12 protein-coding genes are annotated in these 16,169 nt (G+C 47.1%); all 12 read right to left on the bottom strand.

The window, feature by feature from the left end; genetic code table 11:
- Nucleotides 1–61: 61 nt before the first annotated feature.
- Nucleotides 62–2,644: a VWA domain-containing protein gene (locus BN1080_RS06065; protein WP_052651032.1), complete on the bottom strand. Its 2,583-nt coding sequence runs from the start codon at nt 2,642–2,644 to the stop codon at nt 62–64.
- Complete coding sequence (locus BN1080_RS06060; protein ID WP_052651031.1) at nt 2,625–4,358, bottom strand: vWA domain-containing protein; 1,734 nt, start codon at nt 4,356–4,358, stop codon at nt 2,625–2,627. The genes BN1080_RS06065 and BN1080_RS06060 overlap by 20 nt, the downstream gene beginning before the upstream one ends.
- A gap of 12 nt (nt 4,359–4,370) precedes the next feature.
- Nucleotides 4,371–5,231 carry a DUF58 domain-containing protein gene (locus BN1080_RS06055; RefSeq protein WP_052651030.1) on the bottom strand — a complete coding sequence of 287 codons (861 nt, stop codon included), beginning with the start codon at nt 5,229–5,231 and terminating at the stop codon, nt 4,371–4,373.
- The gene (locus tag BN1080_RS06050; RefSeq protein ID WP_052651029.1) at nt 5,228–6,220 is read right to left on the bottom strand and encodes an AAA family ATPase; all 993 of its coding nucleotides are present in this window, start codon (nt 6,218–6,220) and stop codon (nt 5,228–5,230) included. Before BN1080_RS06050 ends, BN1080_RS06055 begins: the two co-directional genes overlap by 4 nt.
- Before the next feature lie 18 nt (nt 6,221–6,238).
- A complete protein-coding gene (locus BN1080_RS06045; protein WP_052651028.1) occupies nt 6,239–7,651 on the bottom strand; it encodes a hypothetical protein in 1,413 nt (470 codons plus the stop codon).
- Nucleotides 7,652–7,663: 12 nt separating this feature from the next.
- On the bottom strand, nt 7,664–8,506 hold the full coding sequence (locus BN1080_RS06040) for an ABC transporter permease (protein WP_052651027.1): 843 nt from the start codon (nt 8,504–8,506) through the stop codon (nt 7,664–7,666).
- On the bottom strand, nt 8,503–9,438 hold the full coding sequence (locus BN1080_RS06035; RefSeq protein WP_052651026.1) for an ABC transporter ATP-binding protein: 936 nt from the start codon (nt 9,436–9,438) through the stop codon (nt 8,503–8,505). The genes BN1080_RS06040 and BN1080_RS06035 overlap by 4 nt, the downstream gene beginning before the upstream one ends.
- Complete coding sequence (locus BN1080_RS06030; RefSeq protein ID WP_052651025.1) at nt 9,435–11,789, bottom strand: nitroreductase family protein; 2,355 nt, start codon at nt 11,787–11,789, stop codon at nt 9,435–9,437. The genes BN1080_RS06035 and BN1080_RS06030 overlap by 4 nt, the downstream gene beginning before the upstream one ends.
- A gap of 101 nt (nt 11,790–11,890) precedes the next feature.
- The gene (locus BN1080_RS06025; protein WP_052651024.1) at nt 11,891–13,006 is read right to left on the bottom strand and encodes an N-acetyldiaminopimelate deacetylase; all 1,116 of its coding nucleotides are present in this window, start codon (nt 13,004–13,006) and stop codon (nt 11,891–11,893) included.
- A gap of 13 nt (nt 13,007–13,019) precedes the next feature.
- The gene (dapD, locus tag BN1080_RS06020; RefSeq protein ID WP_052651023.1) at nt 13,020–13,733 is read right to left on the bottom strand and encodes a 2,3,4,5-tetrahydropyridine-2,6-dicarboxylate N-acetyltransferase; all 714 of its coding nucleotides are present in this window, start codon (nt 13,731–13,733) and stop codon (nt 13,020–13,022) included.
- Nucleotides 13,734–13,797: 64 nt separating this feature from the next.
- On the bottom strand, nt 13,798–14,673 hold the full coding sequence (locus BN1080_RS06015; RefSeq protein WP_052651022.1) for a LysR family transcriptional regulator: 876 nt from the start codon (nt 14,671–14,673) through the stop codon (nt 13,798–13,800).
- On the bottom strand, nt 14,663–16,141 hold the full coding sequence (locus BN1080_RS06010) for an MDR family MFS transporter (protein WP_052651021.1): 1,479 nt from the start codon (nt 16,139–16,141) through the stop codon (nt 14,663–14,665). Before BN1080_RS06010 ends, BN1080_RS06015 begins: the two co-directional genes overlap by 11 nt.
- Between the last annotated feature and the right edge of the window lie 28 nt (nt 16,142–16,169).

The raw sequence follows: 16,169 nt of genomic DNA, 5'->3' as shown, positions 1-16,169 counted from the left end.
CTGGGCGCTGGGAGTCTTGACAATAGAAAAGCGCAAGCCCATTAAAAAAGCGAAAAAGAGGTCACTCCCTCTTTTTCGCTTTTATTAATTGTTCGATTGTCTGCGGCGGTGCTTCTTGAATTGGCGAAGCGGCCGCTTTTGTTTTTTTCATCGAAGGAATCAATCGAAGGCCGAATCTGCGGATCGTAATATCCGCGAAAAATAGCAGCATCGCAAGCAGCAGCAGGAAATGCTGGATCGGCTGATTCGTCCCGCTTTCGTAGGGGATATCCCGAAGCGACTCTTCCAGCGATTCTAAAACTCTCCCTCCGCTTCTCTCAGCTATTGAAGCAAGCAAAGCGGTGTTCGGTCCACTCAGACGATATTCCTCGCCGTAAGGGATTGTCAGGCCGGTCTTATAAGCTTCCCGGTCTTCATTTCGGATGCTGAAGAAGACCAAGCCCGGATCTGCATCCAGCTTCACTTCCAATTTTCCTGGCGCCACCGGTTCACTTTGCAGAGGGATTTCCATTCCTGTTTCGTCGATAACGGCCACTTCCATAATGGCCGATTGCCGAGTCGGGTCTTCAATGGTGTAGACGCCTTGCTGCTTTCGGGCCACAGTAAAGGGGATTTCATCAAACGACGGCAAAAGTTCAGAAACGGAACGGTTCCAAAACGACGGCCAATTTTTCCAAGCTTGAAAATCTCCGCTCCATGCACTGCTTCCCGACGTATAGGCAATCGTTTTGCCAAGGCCGTAATTCCACGACGCAAGCACCGGGTCCCCTTCCTCACTTTCCAAAGCGACGGAAGCTGATGGCTTAGCCGTTGTGGCAATATATGCATTCATTTGCGGCACGCCATCAGAAAACAAATCACTCCAAGGGCTGTCATAGACGATCGGATAAAACGGTTCATCTACGATATAAGTCCGGGACATCATGATTGTTTCCCTCGAAAGAATGGCCGGAATCGTCGTGGCATCCGCCACTTCATAAAACCGGCCGTTGCCGGTTGCAGCCAATTCTTCGAGCAACCTGCTGTCCGCGTCTTGTCCGATTGAAACCGTCGATAACGTAATATTGTCCTCCTTGCCGCCTTCGATCAAGCTCGTGTAATCACTCGGCGGGGATTGTCCGTCCGTCAGCAAAATAATGTGTTTCCGCTGAAGCTCCAGCCCTTCCAACTGCCCGTAAGCTTCTGACAATGAACGATAGATTTCTGTACCGCCGCCTGGCGTAACAGAAAGAATCTTATCAGCTGCCTCCTTTGGATCCGCCAGTTTTTCCGTGTCGACAATTTGCCAAGGCTGATCGTCAAATGCGATTACGCCGACTGTGTCATCTTTCCGAAGAAGTTCGACAGAACGGGCGGCCGCTTCCTTCGCCAATTCCATTTTCACGCCAGCCATGCTTGCGGAGCGGTCCATAACGATGACGAGCCCAAGAGAAGGCAGTTCGTGTTTGCCTTTGACTTCCATTTCGACCGGCAACAGCCGTTCAATCGGCGATTTAAAATAGCCGCCTAGCCCGTAGCTTTGATCTCCGCCGATCATCATGAATCCGACACCGAATTGTTTGACTGCCTGTTCGATGACTTCCATTTGCTGGCCGCCGACGGAAGTTCCGGAAACGTTGTCAAAGATGATGCCGTCATACTGCAGGATCGAAGAAAGGCTCGTCGGAAGCTCGTTGGAGTCGATAGTTGAAGTCCGGATATTTTCACGATCCAGCAAACCCGGAATCGGACTCGGAGTGCTTCCACTCACGACCAATAATTCAGGCTTCCCTTCTACTTCCGTGACACTCACCAACGAATTATTTTCCAAATAGCGGTCTTCTCCCATTTCCAATCGGGCTTCATATTTCAATAATCCTTCTTCATTTGCAGGATAGCGATAGGCAAACAAATTTTCTCCATCAACTAACTGGATGCGATGCCGGTCAAATTCTTCATCATTTTTGGAAAGAACCAGCTCCGCTTCCCGTTCTCCATCTGACTGGATGTTTAAGGAAAGGGCCTGGGATTCTCCTATAAAGGCCTTCGCAGGCGTCTCAAACGCAGTAATCGCCGCATCTTGTGAACTCGCCTGCTGGATAGGCAAGACATCAATTTGAATCCGATCACTTTGAAGCCGGTTCAGGCTTTCGAGCGCAGATGCTTTCGTTTCATTGCCATCGGAAATCAGCACGAGGCGTGTTGCCAAATCCGTATCGCCGCTATGGGCAGCAAGTTCCAAAGCTTGTGCAATATTTGTATGATCAGCCATTCCCGTACTTTGATCGAGCGGCAATGCACGCTGTTCCGGAGACACCGGCAACAGCGTCTGAAAATCTTCTGCAAACGTATAGACGCCGATATGCTGGGTATCTTTCTTTTCCGCCATGGCTGCTTCGATCGATTCCGCGATCGCCGTTTGCGCTCCTTCCATGGAAGCGGAACGGTCCATCAGGTAAATGATTTGCTGGTGTTCGGCTGGCCGGTAAATCGACGGCACGGCTAAGGCAAAAATCAATGCAGCTACTGCCGCCATGCGCAGAACAAAAACCAGCCGGAATAAAAAACTGCCGAGTTTGAAGTTTCGAAATCCGCTATAGGCAAAGTAAATCAATGCCGGTACAAGCAGCCAAAGAAAGAGAGGTTCATCTAATCGCAATTCCACGGCGGTACACCTCCCATTCGACTAGCAGCAATAATAAGACAATGGCAATAGCCCAAGGAATCAAAGGATAATGAATCGTTTCATCCTCTTCTGATGCTTGGCCGATCGCATAAGATGCACCGGATGCCAATGTTTTTTCTTCTGAACTCAACTGAACAATCATCTGCATGGATCGGCCGTCCCCGTCCACTTCATAAACGCCGGGCTCTGCTGGGGCTATAAAAGGCCCTTCCCCTTCTAAATAAGAGCCGACATATTCTTTGCCTTTGAACAATTCCCATTCTCCTGCATCAGAAGCAAGCGGGACGGAGCGATGCTCATTCGGCTGAAAATAGCCTAAAAAAGCTTCGCTTCCCGTCAATTCATTTGCGGCACTCCATAAGAATAATGGAAAAGAGGGATCCAGCGGCCAATTGGTCGATTGGATATCCGAAAGAATCGCAATATCGCCTTTCGGACTTAGTTGGATAAAAGGTTTTCCATCGATTTCTGCAATCGTTTCATAAGCATCAAATCCCGGGTAAAGCGCTGAAACGTAGACATTTTCCAAATCGGCATAAGTAAACAAAGGATGTGAAGTGGTTTCAATTGCTCCTGAGACTTCTATTGCTTCGGCATCATTTCTGCCGATCAACAGAATCGGTGAATTCAAATCAAGCAGTTCGGTTTGATTGGTTGCAAGCATTGAACCGGTCCGGTCTTTGAACTGCGACGGATCGGCAGCCGCCACCTCCATGCCAATGGATTCAAACCCTTTCGACACCAACGAATGGAGCGACGAATCCACTACCACCCCTGTCGATTCTTGCTGCACAAACGAGAGCATCCTGTTATCTGCCGCATAGTCATCATTGACTTGGATTTCAGCAGTCCATAAATCTTCTGCAGGCAGGTTTTCAAACGGCACCAATCGTTCCTCTCCCGCCTGCAGCTCCAATTCCGCTTCTTTTGAAACGCCGCCAGCAGATAGCGTGACCGTCCCTTTCATCTGTTCTTCGCTTTCATTGACGACTTGCACAATCGCCCGCAGGCCTTTTTCGGATTGGGACAATCCAAATTGCCGGATGGATGCATTAGCCAATTTCTCGCTGCTAGAATGGACGACGAAAGACTGCTCTGTTTTTGACGCTAATGCTTCACGCGCTAATGCATCCGTGAAGATATGGATGACGGTCGATTCATCTTTCACTAAAGATTCCGCAAACAGGATCGTTTGGTCCATCTGGGCTTCTTCATAGTTAACCTCCAGATTTTCGATGCTTGCTAAAAGCTTTTTCTGTTCCCGTTCTTCTCGGACAGCGACTTCCGGTGTTTGGCCGGTCTTAATAACCGTGACGGGTTTCCCGCCTGCTTGGCCGACCAATTCCGCCATGGCGGTTTTCTGCTGATCGAAGCGGCTTGGCGAACCGGCAAGCATAGATGCAGAAGTGTCTACTATAAAAATCAATTCATTGCCTTGGACCGTCTCTGACTCCCAATACGGTTCGATCAATCCGAAAACGCAAAGAAGCAAAGCAGCCATTTGCAGGTAAAACAGCAAATGATGCTGTAATTTTTTCAGATAGGGTGAGGCTTGAATTTCTTTCATCATTTCTTGCCAAAATAGAACAGATGAGACATTTTTATTTTGATATTTTTTCCGGAAAAAATAATAAAGGAACACAGCAAACGGCATGATTGCTGTCCAAATCCAAATCCAATTTGCTATTCCCATGCGCCGCTCCCCCTATTCAATCCATTTTTTCCGAGCCAATTGATGAATCATAACTTGTTGGATGCCGTCTTCAATTAGGATGGGCATATAATGGACGCCGTGTTTTGCACATAGCGCTTCCAAAGCCCTATTGTGCAGTTCCCGCTTCTCCAGATAAGCCTCAATTGCCTGGCGCGTCATCGTTACATTTAAATCTGAACCGGTTTCCTCGTCAATAAGGCGCATATCCCCATCAAAATTCGGAAGCCTTTCTTCAGCAGTGGATAGATGGAGAAAACGGATATCGTGCGCGTATTTCGGCACTTGCTTAAAAAACAGTTGCCATTCTTCCAGCTCTTCCAAACCATCTGAAATAATAAAGAGAACCGTAGAATCTTTCGCACTGTAAAAACTCGCATTTTTTGCAAAAAAATGGCTTTGAGGATCGGGAAGGCTCACCATAAAATGTTCAAAGAGCTTTCTCGCCGACTTGCCTTTTTTCTTAAAAGGCGATGCTGACGCCTCCCCCGCTGAAATGCTCAACCGGTCATCCTTGCTTAATACCATCGCCCCCAATGAAAACGCCAACTGCTTTGAGAAGAGCCATTTTTCTCTCATCGATTTCGAATCATCCATTAAGATATGGACCCGCATTTCCTGTTCATCCAAATACCGTTTGATGTAAACTTTTTCCGTCCGGGCAAAGACATTCCAATCGATATGCCGAACATCGTCTCCAGGATGGTATTCCCGAAAATCCGAGAAATCGAGCGAAGACCCGAATCGGCTGGAACGGTGCGACCCTTTATGATGGCCGCGGATCTTTGCTTTCGTGGCGATGGAGTATCGGCTTAACCGCTTCGCCCAATCCCCTGGCAATTGCAGCCCACTCATTTTAATGCGCCTCTTCCGGCAGTTTCCAAAATTGTTCCGATGAGGTCATCCACCGTTTTTTCAGCCGCTTCTCCTTCATAATTCAACAAAATCCGATGCCTTAATACAGCTGGGGCAACATATTTCAAATCACCGATCGATACATGGAAACGGCCTTCCGCCAGTGCCTTCGCTTTGGCCAGTTTGATTAGGCTTTGAAGGCCCCTTGGCCCGCTGCCATATTGGACAAATTGTTTAATTTCATCAAAATGGGTATACTCCGGATTTGACTGCTGGATGATGTCGACCCCCACCATGAGGATGTCTTCCGCAATCAATACCTCTTTGACCATTTGCTGCGCTTCGATTAAAGAGGCGGTATTCATTTTCTTGACGAGCGAAACCGTTTCGGCCCCGGTTGTTCTTCGGCTAATTTCTGCCAGTTCTTCGCGGTTTGGATATGAGACGAGAATTTTGCAGAGAAAACGGTCCATCTGGGCTTCCGGCAACGGATAAGTCCCTTCCATTTCAATCGGGTTCTGCGTTGCCAAGACGAAAAACGGGCGCGCCATTCTTTTCGTCTCCCCTAAAATCGTCACCGTTTTTTCCCCCATCGCTTCGAGCAGGGCGCTTTGTGTTTTTGGCGTTGCCCGGTTGATTTCATCCGCTAAAACCATCTGATGGAAAATCGGGCCTTCCTTGAATGTGAATTGCTGCCTGCCTTCCGCATCCCTTTCGATAAGGCTCGTGCCAGTAATATCAGAAGGCATTAAATCCGGTGTAAATTGGATGCGGGAAAAACTCAAGTCCATTACGTCTGAAATTGTCCGGATCAGCATCGTCTTCCCAAGTCCAGGCAACCCTTCGAGCAACGCATGGCCATCCGCTAAAATCGCATACAAAGAAAATTCCACCGCTTGATCTTGCCCGACGATAAATTTGCCGATTTCATCCTTGACATCTTGCAGTCTATTGCTCATTTCCTTAAAATCTTCCGGTGTGTACGCCATAAATTCCCCTGCTTTCTATTATTCAGATTCAACTGTTGAGAAATACTGTTCCACGACCTTTTGCAGGTCTGGCGGCAATGCCAAACGATCGGCACTTGTAAAATAAGAATCGGTGTAGTCGCCCACTACTTCAGAATACGGACGGACCGTCCCTTTTGTAGCCGGGACAACTCCTTCTTGTTCTTCTGCAGCATTGCCTTCGCCAAGCTCTCCCTGATCGACAGTCGTTTCACTATCTCCGCCTATCCGAGAAGGGACGGTCAAAAGTTCCCGGCTTCCTTGCCCAACTCCGAATCCGGAACCTCCTTGGCCTTGACCCTGTCCTTGGCCTTGACCTTGTCCTTGACCCTGGCCTTGACCCTGGCCTTGACCTTGGCCTTGACCCTGTCCTTGGCCCTGACCTTGTCCTTGACCCTGGCCTTGGCTTTGCCCTTGTCCTTGGCCCTGGCCTTGTTGCTGACTCTCCCCATTGCTGCCGCTTTGAGATTCAGTATTGGCGTTGCCGCTGCTTCCGCCGGATTTGTTTTCGGATGCTGAAGAACTTTCTGTGCCTTCTGATGCTGCTCCTTCGTTATTGGAAGCTTCTGGATCTGCGGCTCCGGCAATTGTCTGTTGAAGAGGAAAACTTACGGGTTTTCCCATATTGCTTAAAACGGTCTGTGTTTTTCCCGCTTGTTCAGCGAGCTGTTTCGCTGCATTTTCAACATCCGCATGTTCCTGTTCTGCCCTTTTCCCTTCTGCAGCTAATTGCTGTTCCTGCTGGGCCATTTCCTTTTGCTTCTTGACCACTTCTTTCAGGGCTTCTTCAGCAGTTTCGCTTTGTTCCACTTTCTTTAAAACTTCTTGCAATTCCTCTTTGACGATTTCTGTTTGGGCATCCTTTTGCAGATCTGCAATTTTTTCTTTTATTTCTTCGATCACTGCTTGTTCCTTCTCAATATCTTTGGCCTGTTCCTGAAGCGTACTTGGAAACAAAAACGAGATCATCAGCAGCGATCCGGTGATCAGCGAAGCCAGCAGCCATTTTCCCTGAAACCATTGCTGCGGCTCTTTTTTGAATAATTGATAGCTGTAAGGGATGACTTCCGCAGTCTGTCTGGTCAGCGCTTCCGTCAGCTTGTTTTGTTCCTGTATTTTCCAAGAGGTCAATAGAAGATTATGGGGCGTAAAACGATCCAATTGTTCTACTGCTTGGCCGATTTTCGGCATGTCCTTATAGGAAAAAACAAGGCCGCCAATTAAAAAGAGGGAGCCGGCAGCATATGCATAAAATTCATAATAAGGAAGGACGAACAACCGGGAAACGAGAACGAGTAAAAATGCAGATAAAAGCCCTAGGAATAGCGCTATTTGAAAAGACCGGGTCATGTGCACGAGCTTTAACCGAACAGCAGCTTTTTTTACATAGCGGATCAATTCCCGATTGTTCATGAATATCCCTCCTTATTTGTATTTATTCATATTTACGCGCAAACGTTTAACGGCTAGCCATAGCGCGCCGGCTGTCAGCAAACTGTAAAATACCAAATAGCCGACCCATAGCGGCAGTTCGATTGCTGTCATCGTCTGGATTTCCTGGGCAAATCCCGGCTGCAATAGCGTGAGCATCACGATGGCCGGATTGATGCTTGCCCATAAATAGGAAAATGGCGAAAATGTCGGTGTGCCGGTTCCAAGCGTTGAAATTTGAATGGACAGCAGCAGAAAAAATGCTGTCACGACTGATAAAAAAATCATGGTTCCGTACGTGACGATCATCGAGACGATTGTCTTTCGGATGATGGTCGAATACATGACGCCAATGCTTCCGATGGCCAGCAGCGTCAGAAAATAGAAAAGAAAGATGACGACAATCTGGAGCGGATCAACGCCGCCGTACAAGAATACCAAACTATAGATAGGCAGTCCGGATACGATCATCAACAGCAGGAACGCGATCGATGAAGTCATTTTCCCAAAAATGATTTGAAAAGATGTTTGCGCCGTTGTCAATAAAATATTCAAGGTCTGCTTTTCTCTTTCGGTGCTGATTGTCCCTGCTGTTAAGCCGGGGGTGATGAAAAGAATCAATCCGAGCTGGATATAAGTCATCATGCTGAATAAGAGAAAACTTTCATCCGGACGGAAAAATCCGCTGCCGGTCAATGAAGTCGTCAAAAAGATGAAGCCGAAAACAAATATGCTCATCGCCATTAAATAGAAGAGAATGCCGGTGAAGCTCTTCATGCTGCGGAAACGCAATTTCACTTCTTTTATGAGTACAGGATTTGCGAGGAGTGTTTTCATTTAACTTCCACTCCTTTCGTAATGGCCATGAAGACATCTTCCAGATCTGTCTCTTCTTCGGCAAATGACAAAATCGGGAGCGAGCGTTCCATGGCTTGCCGCAGCAAGCGGATTTGGTCTTCTTCGGTTCCCCGGTATAAAAATTCGATGGACTGCTTTTCCGGTTTTTCAACTAATTTTGAAACAAGCGGGTCATTTTCAAAGAAAGCCATCGCTTCTTTTGCCGGCCCGGCCAGTTTTACTTTCAATACCTTTTCGCTTTGCAGATGCGCTTGGATTTCATGCACGGAACCTTGGGCGATCAATTTTCCAGCGTCAATCACGCCAATGCTGTCGCACATTTCGGCAAGTTCCGGCAAGATGTGGGAAGAAATCAGGATGGTTTTGCCCATGGATTTCAATTCCTTTAAAATATCCCGCATTTCGACGCGGGCTCTTGGATCAAGCCCAGAAGCCGGTTCATCCAAAATAAGGATTTTCGGATCGTGGATCAAGGACCGGGCCAGGCATAGCCGCTGTTTCATTCCACGGGACAGCAGGTCAACGTAATCATATCGTTTATGCTCTAAATTGACGAGTTCCAACAGCTTAGGTATAAGGGCTTCACGCTCTTTCGGCGTTAATCCGTAGCTTGCCCCGTAGAAGTCCAAATACTCATTTGCTTTTAACTGATCGTAGACGCCGAAGAAATCCGGCATATAACCAATTTGTTTTCGCACTTCATGCGCATTTTTGGTAACGCTCATCCCATCGATAAAAGCGTCGCCGGCAGTCGGCTGAAGCAAAGTTGCCAAGATGGAAAACGTAGTGGACTTGCCAGCTCCGTTTGCCCCTACAAATCCAAAGACTGTGCCTTCTTCGATCGTTAAATTTAAATCCTGCAGCGCATAAAATGAACCGTATTTTTTTGTTAATCCGACGATTTCAATCACGGAGCAACCACCCCTTTCAACTTGATTTTAGGCAGCGTGATTTCAGGCGCATTGCCGTCAGTATTGGCATCGACAACAAAATTCACTACCCCTTCTTTTGAAATATAGTCGGTTAAGTTTTTTGTCAGGGCGGACTGGTTTTCTTCTATTTTTTCAAGTTCCCCTGTAGAAAGATTGCGAATGGCCACTTCGCCTTTTGTATTGCCTCTCGAAATTTCCAGTGTCTGCCACTCTGTTTTATCGAGCTGCAATGCTTTCGGCGTCTGATAAGTCATTTCAATCTGGCCGCCATCCAAATAATACAGATAAGGGTCAGGAGCAACATTTTCAAAATAAGTCGACGGATTTGCAGCTGCCACTTTTAAAGTCAATGCTTCAGCCGGCAAATCAAGTTCTCCAGTCAAAGTCGTTTCCGGGCTGAAAGGCTGCGCAACCAAATTCATCGCAGAAACGGATGCCCGCTGATCTTTAAGCGAGACCGGAACAATTGCATCTTTCGTATAGGCAATCACATAAGGCGAACTGTCATCTGCCTGCATTTGGTTATATGAGGCGGATAAAATCGTTTGCTTTCTGGCAGTTTCCAATTCCTCTTTGTCTTGGATCTGCTGATATGCGTAATTTGTGGAAATCGGCGAAATGGAGGCCAAAATATCCGATTGGACTTTTGCATTTACCGCCAATTCTTCTCCCGGATTTAAATTGCCTAAAGACATGATTCGGGTTCCTGTCCAAATGGAAACGTCTTCGAGCGCAAATGGGAAGTTATTTTTGACCGTTCCTGTCAATTGTTTGTTCTCCACTTTCAGCTGAACATCAAAATCTCCGGTATTCTCTATATACGATTGGCCTAGAATCGATCCCACTGACCAATAGCGCATATTCCGCATCGTCAATTGGTTGCCTGAAGCTTGACGCTCCAAAATCGCACCGTCTTGCGGCGACGCTTCTGAAAACTGGTTATTCAACAAGCTCGTCATAGAAGTCGAAGAAGGAGCCGTAAATTGATAATTCCCTCCTTTATTTGACAAGAGGGTATTCATGTAATAGCCATTTAATCCGCCGTCCGTGTCGACTTTAAAGAAGCCGGTCTGTTGGATTTGCGGATTGGCGATGCGGTCTTTCGCTCCTACCGCAAACAAGCCGATTGACGTAATTACAGCAATTGCCGGAATAATCACCCATGCAAGTTCACGTTTATCGCGTTTCTTCAAAAGAATATACAGCACCGGGATAATTAATACGATGTAGAAAAACACGATGGCAACTGTCCAAAATTTGGAAACCGCAAAGCTTTCGAACAGTTCATTCACATTGCCAACTTCATACGACATGTATTCCAATGTCGATTGGCCTTGGTTAAATTGTTGGTTGCTGATGGATATCGGCAATAAGCCTTCCATCATTTCCGCATACCCTTGCTGCGAACTCACTTGGCTGTCTCCAAGCGAAAAAGCAGTTTGCGTAATGGAACCTGCCCCCATTTGCTTCTTGGCTGCCAAGACAGCAGAACCTTGGGTCAATAAAGCTTCTGCCCCTTCATTCAATGAAGCTTGGAAAGCAGGAAGCTCTTTTTCAAGTCCAGGAACCGCCAATTGAACCGGCTCTCCAAGGCTCAATGGCAAATCTTCTGAGAGTTCACCCATCGCCGCTTGAATATTTTCTGTTGAACCGACAACTAGACTGCCTCCCTGTCGGACCCACTGCATAATCGCATTGCGATTTGCTTCTGGCAGATCACTGAATGAAAATTCATCAATCAGCAAATGATCAATGGTTTCCCACGCCATCGCTTCTGTCGGCAACGCAAATCGATTCATTTGATTTAAATGAAACACTTGGGTCGACTCGCTGCCCGTCGGCGCTACTTTACTCAACTGCAAAAGCCGGTCCGAGTTTTCCGTCAATGTGGCAAGAAACAGGGAAGAAGGCGAGTAGAAAGAGGGAGTCAGATTTTTATCCCCTTTAACTTCGATTTGTTTTCCATCTTCCCAACTGCCTTCATACAAGAAAATGCTGCGAGAAGCATTTCCCATCGACATCATATCGGATAATCCCGGCACTGCCACTTGGATCGTTTTGGTTTCTCCTTCGGCCAGTTCAACCGGCACGGAAATCCCAGCACCCAGACTGTAAGTTTCGCTGTACCCTAAAACTAAATCTCCTGAAAAATTATCGCCATTGTTAACTAATGTAAATTGGATAGGCACTCCGCTTTCATACTTCACCTTATTGGCAAATCCCGCTTCTGCATCGACGGAAATATTTGCAGCCGCCAAAGCAGTTTGTGGCAGGACAAAAATGAGTAGAATGATTGCGCTGGCACTGATTGCCAGCCATCGCTTGAACATATGAACCCCCCCTATTATTCTCTCTATTAAGTAGTACGCTGTTGAACGGATTTAGTTCCATCTGCATAGAAAAAAAGCGGCCAGCTGCACGCCGGCCACTTTTAAAGTTGCTTGAAAAATTGATGGATAAACTTCGGCAATATTTCCAGCACCGATTCGTTTGGATTCAATCTGGAATGATGCAGCCCAAACTCCGAATCTACTCCAGCCCAAAACATGACACCTGGCAATTCCTCTGTAAAATAACCAAAGTCTTCGCCGGTCATAGCCGCCTCGCTTCTTTTTGCCAAAATGCCAGTATAATTTTCAGCGAATCTTAAGAATGCTTTGGCCAATTCTTCGTTATTGTTCACTTCCAAATAACTTGAACCGTAGTCAATCGATATTTTGCATTGATAGCCTTCTTCAATTGCCCGGCACATCGCTTCTATCCGCTGTTTCACTTTCAGCATCGACGGCAGATTCAAGGTACGGATGGTTCCTTCAAGCCGTGCTTTTTCAGCGATGATATTTTGGACCGTTCCTGCAGTGAACTTCCCGACCGTCAGGACTGCTGAATCCATCGGGTTCACGTTGCGGCTGATAATCGTCTGCAGCTGCATCAGCAGCGCGGCTCCCGCAACGGCCATGTCTTCCGTTAAATGGGGAAACGCCGCATGTCCGCCTTTCCCATGAAGGTCGATAAACAATTCAGAGGTATTCGCAAATAACAGTCCGGGTTTTGTCGCGACCGTTCCAACCGGCAACTCAGGAGCAATATGCAAAGCATAAATTTGGTCCGGCAAAAACGAAGGCTGTTCGTTTTTTAGCCATTCCCGGAAAGGCAAGGCACCCCCCGGCCCTTCTTCTGCAGGTTGAAATAAAATCACGGCATCATCAGCAATCGGATCTTCTATCAGCCTCTCAAGAAGCCCGATGGCATTGGCCATATGGATATCGTGTCCGCAGGCATGCATAAATCCAGGATGAGTGGATTGAAAATCATGGCCTGTTTCTTCTTGTATCGGAAGGCCGTCAATATCGGTGCGCCAACCAATAAGCTTTGTTGGATTCAAGCCCCGGACTTTAACAGCCAGTCCGGTTTTCCATTGGATGATTTCCAGGCGCTCCTGTGGAAAAGCCGATAGAATATCCTTTAAATACGATTGCGTCTTCACTTCCTGAAAACCGATTTCCGGAATTTGATGCAGTTCTCTTCTGATTTTCACTAAATCCATCTGTGTTCCCCGATTACAACTGGCGAAGTTCGTGTTTGATTTCCGTTTTCGCCCGTGTTTTTTCATCCATCAATTTTAAAACGCGCGCCGGCGTGCCGCCAACCACTGCATTTTCAGGAACATCTTCAATAACGATTGCGCCTGCTGCGACAACTGCGCCTTTTCCGATGCGAACGCCTTCGAGTACCACAGCGTTTGCGCCGATCATGACATTATCTTCCACAATTACCGGTGTTGCAGATGCCGGCTCAATAACGCCCGCTAGTACTGCCCCCGCGCCAATATGGCAATTCTTCCCTACCGTTGCACGGCCGCCAAGGATAACGCCCATGTCAATCATTGTGCCATCGCCGATGACTGCACCAATATTGATCACAGCACCCATCATGATGATGCAATTATTGCCGATTTCAACATTCTCACGGATAAAGGCACCTGGTTCGATGCGGCTGTTGATGTTTTTCATATCCACTAACGGAATCGCTGAATTTCTGCGGTCATTTTCAACTACTGAATCTTCAATAACTGCCGCGTGCTCTTCTAGCGCTTTCTGGACGTCAGCCCATTCACCGAAAACAACTGCGTTATTGCCTTCGCCAAACACTTTAGCTTCTTTTCCAAAATCCAAGGCCGCTACGTTCTGGCCTTTTATGTAAACTTTCACAGGTGTTGATTTTTTTGCGTTCTGTATGTACGAAATAATTTGTTCTGCATTCATTTGTTCCATTATTCTACCTCTTTCCATAAGTTATGCTGTAATTATAACGGACATAGCGATTAAATTCATTACTTTAGCTTAATAAAGCGGCATGTTTTTTGACTATATCGACAAATGCCTCAACTTGGCGAAGTTGAAATGCAGCATCATAGCCGATCAGCCACGTATCCCTTGTCAATTCCAACTCTTCTGCACTGCTCGAAAGCGGCATCATATGGACGCCTTCTGTCCCGCTTAAGGTAATCGACGGCAAAATTGCATAGCCGATGCCGTTGACGGCCATCTGCTTGCACGTTTCAATCTGGTCAACTGTAATTTGGCGTTTGGGATTGGATGAGAAATGCTTTTGCCACCATTGCTGGATTTCTTCATAGTAATTCGAATCGCTTTTAAATTGGATAAACGGCCTTTCCGTTTTTACAACTTCATCAAGCGACTGGATCTCCTTATCAACCAAATACAGCGTATCTTTGAACAAATGGATTTTCGGCCCTTTCCAGTCCGTATGCCCTCGCACAATCCCGATATGGGCTTCGCCTTCATAAAGCGCACGGACAATTTCTGAGCTCCATCCGGTGATCAGCTGTATTTTCGCCTCCGGATAGAGCGTCACGAAATCTTTTAAGACTTTCGGCAGCCAATTTTGTCCGATGATCGTGGCACAAGCGATTTTTAAAGTCCCGTGGACTTTTGACGTCAAGGTGTGAAGAATTTCAAAAACTTCTTCTTTGCGCTGAATCATTTCATTCGCATATTCAATGACCAGCTCGCCCGCAGGCGTCGGGGTCAGCCCTTTTTGTGAGCGGATGAACAGTTGCTCACCCCAATCTTTTTCGATCGTCTGAAGCCTTTGGGAAAGCGCCGGCTGTGAGAGAAACAACCGTTCCGCCGCTTTTCGCATATTCCCTTCTTCCGCTAAAATTTTCAGGATCAATTCTTCATTCGACATCAGCGCCTACTCCTTTCTTTCTTGGCAAGCCGAAGATTAGCAGGAAACTGATGCCGGCAAATAGAGCCGTCACGGCATAGACATTATGCAGCGCACCGCCGAGAGCTTCCTGCAAATAAACCATAGATTCGGCGGGTATCATTTCCCTTCCTTTTTGAGTCAGCAATTCGTTCACTGAATTTAAATTCAAATCCAGGTTATGCTCCTTGAAATACTTCAAAAGAGATGAATTCAACAGGCTTCCAAGCAAAGCTACTCCGATGGTACTTCCCAAATTCCGCATGAATACATTGGAAGCTGTTGCCGACCCGCGCTGCTCGTATGAAACGGCTGCTTGGATGGAAACGATAAACGAAGTGCTTGTCAGCCCCATCCCGACACCTACAAAGAAACTCGACATTGCCGCCCATAACGGGCCAAATCCCGGTTCCATGAAGACAAAGAGAAGTGTGCCAATGACGAGAAAGACACCCCCAGCCAAGGAAGTTTTAAAATAGCCGAACTTGATCAGCAGCCTTCCTGAAAAGAATGAGGCAATCGGCCAGCCAATCGACATCGCAGTCAAAGTGAATCCAGCCACTGTCGCCGACTGCTCCATCACTCCTGTGACATATGTAGGCAGATAACTCGATACCGCTATTAAAATTATGCCGGTAAAGAGCGAAACAAGATTCGCATATAAAATGGAGCGGTTCCGCCAAATATCGAACGGCATCATCGGATCCGCTGCTTTTCGCTCAACAAGAATGAAGAAAGCAAAGGCGATCAATGCCCCGCCGCAAAGGGCTGCGGACTGAACCGACACCCATGGAAATCCGACGCCGCCTTCTACAAGCCAATATAAAAAGGCCGTCAAGGAAACCGTTAAAAGAAACGCCCCCATATAGTCGATTGAAGGCTTCGACTTTTTAGCCGGCTCTACCAAAAACAGCATGACGCCAAGCAAAGCCAGGATGCCTAAAGGAATATTCACCCAGAAGACATATTCCCATCCGATGGTTGCTACGAGAACTCCGCCGATCGCGGGACCCGTAACAGCCGAAATGCCCCAGACACTTGATAGATACCCTTGGATTTTCGCCCGCTCTTCCGCCGGATAGATATCGCCGACAATCGTGGTAGCAATCGGCAAAACGGCACCCGCACCAATTCCTTGGATAAAACGATAAAATATCAGCACTTCCATTGAATCAGCTAATCCGCAGAGCAAAGAACCGAACAGGAAAAGCAGAACGCCGATGGCAAAAATCGGCTTTCGCCCGAATATATCCGATAATTTCCCGTATAACAGGACAGTAACGGTACTCATGAGCAAATAAGAAGAAAAGACCCAGCTGTATTTTGCAAAACCGCCCAAATCGGCGGAAATGCTCGGCATAGCGGTTGAAACGATGGTTGCCTCTACTGCCCCGATAAACATGGCAAGCATGACGGCCGCAAGCACCAATGGCCTATTTGTTTTTTTCATTTCTATGACCCTTCCTTCAATTGACAGA

Origin of the sequence: Planococcus massiliensis, from assembly GCF_000821325.1 — a bacterium.
In the GTDB taxonomy this organism is placed as follows: domain Bacteria; phylum Bacillota; class Bacilli; order Bacillales_A; family Planococcaceae; genus Planococcus; species Planococcus ruber.
This window is presented reverse-complemented; position numbering and strand designations above follow the sequence as displayed.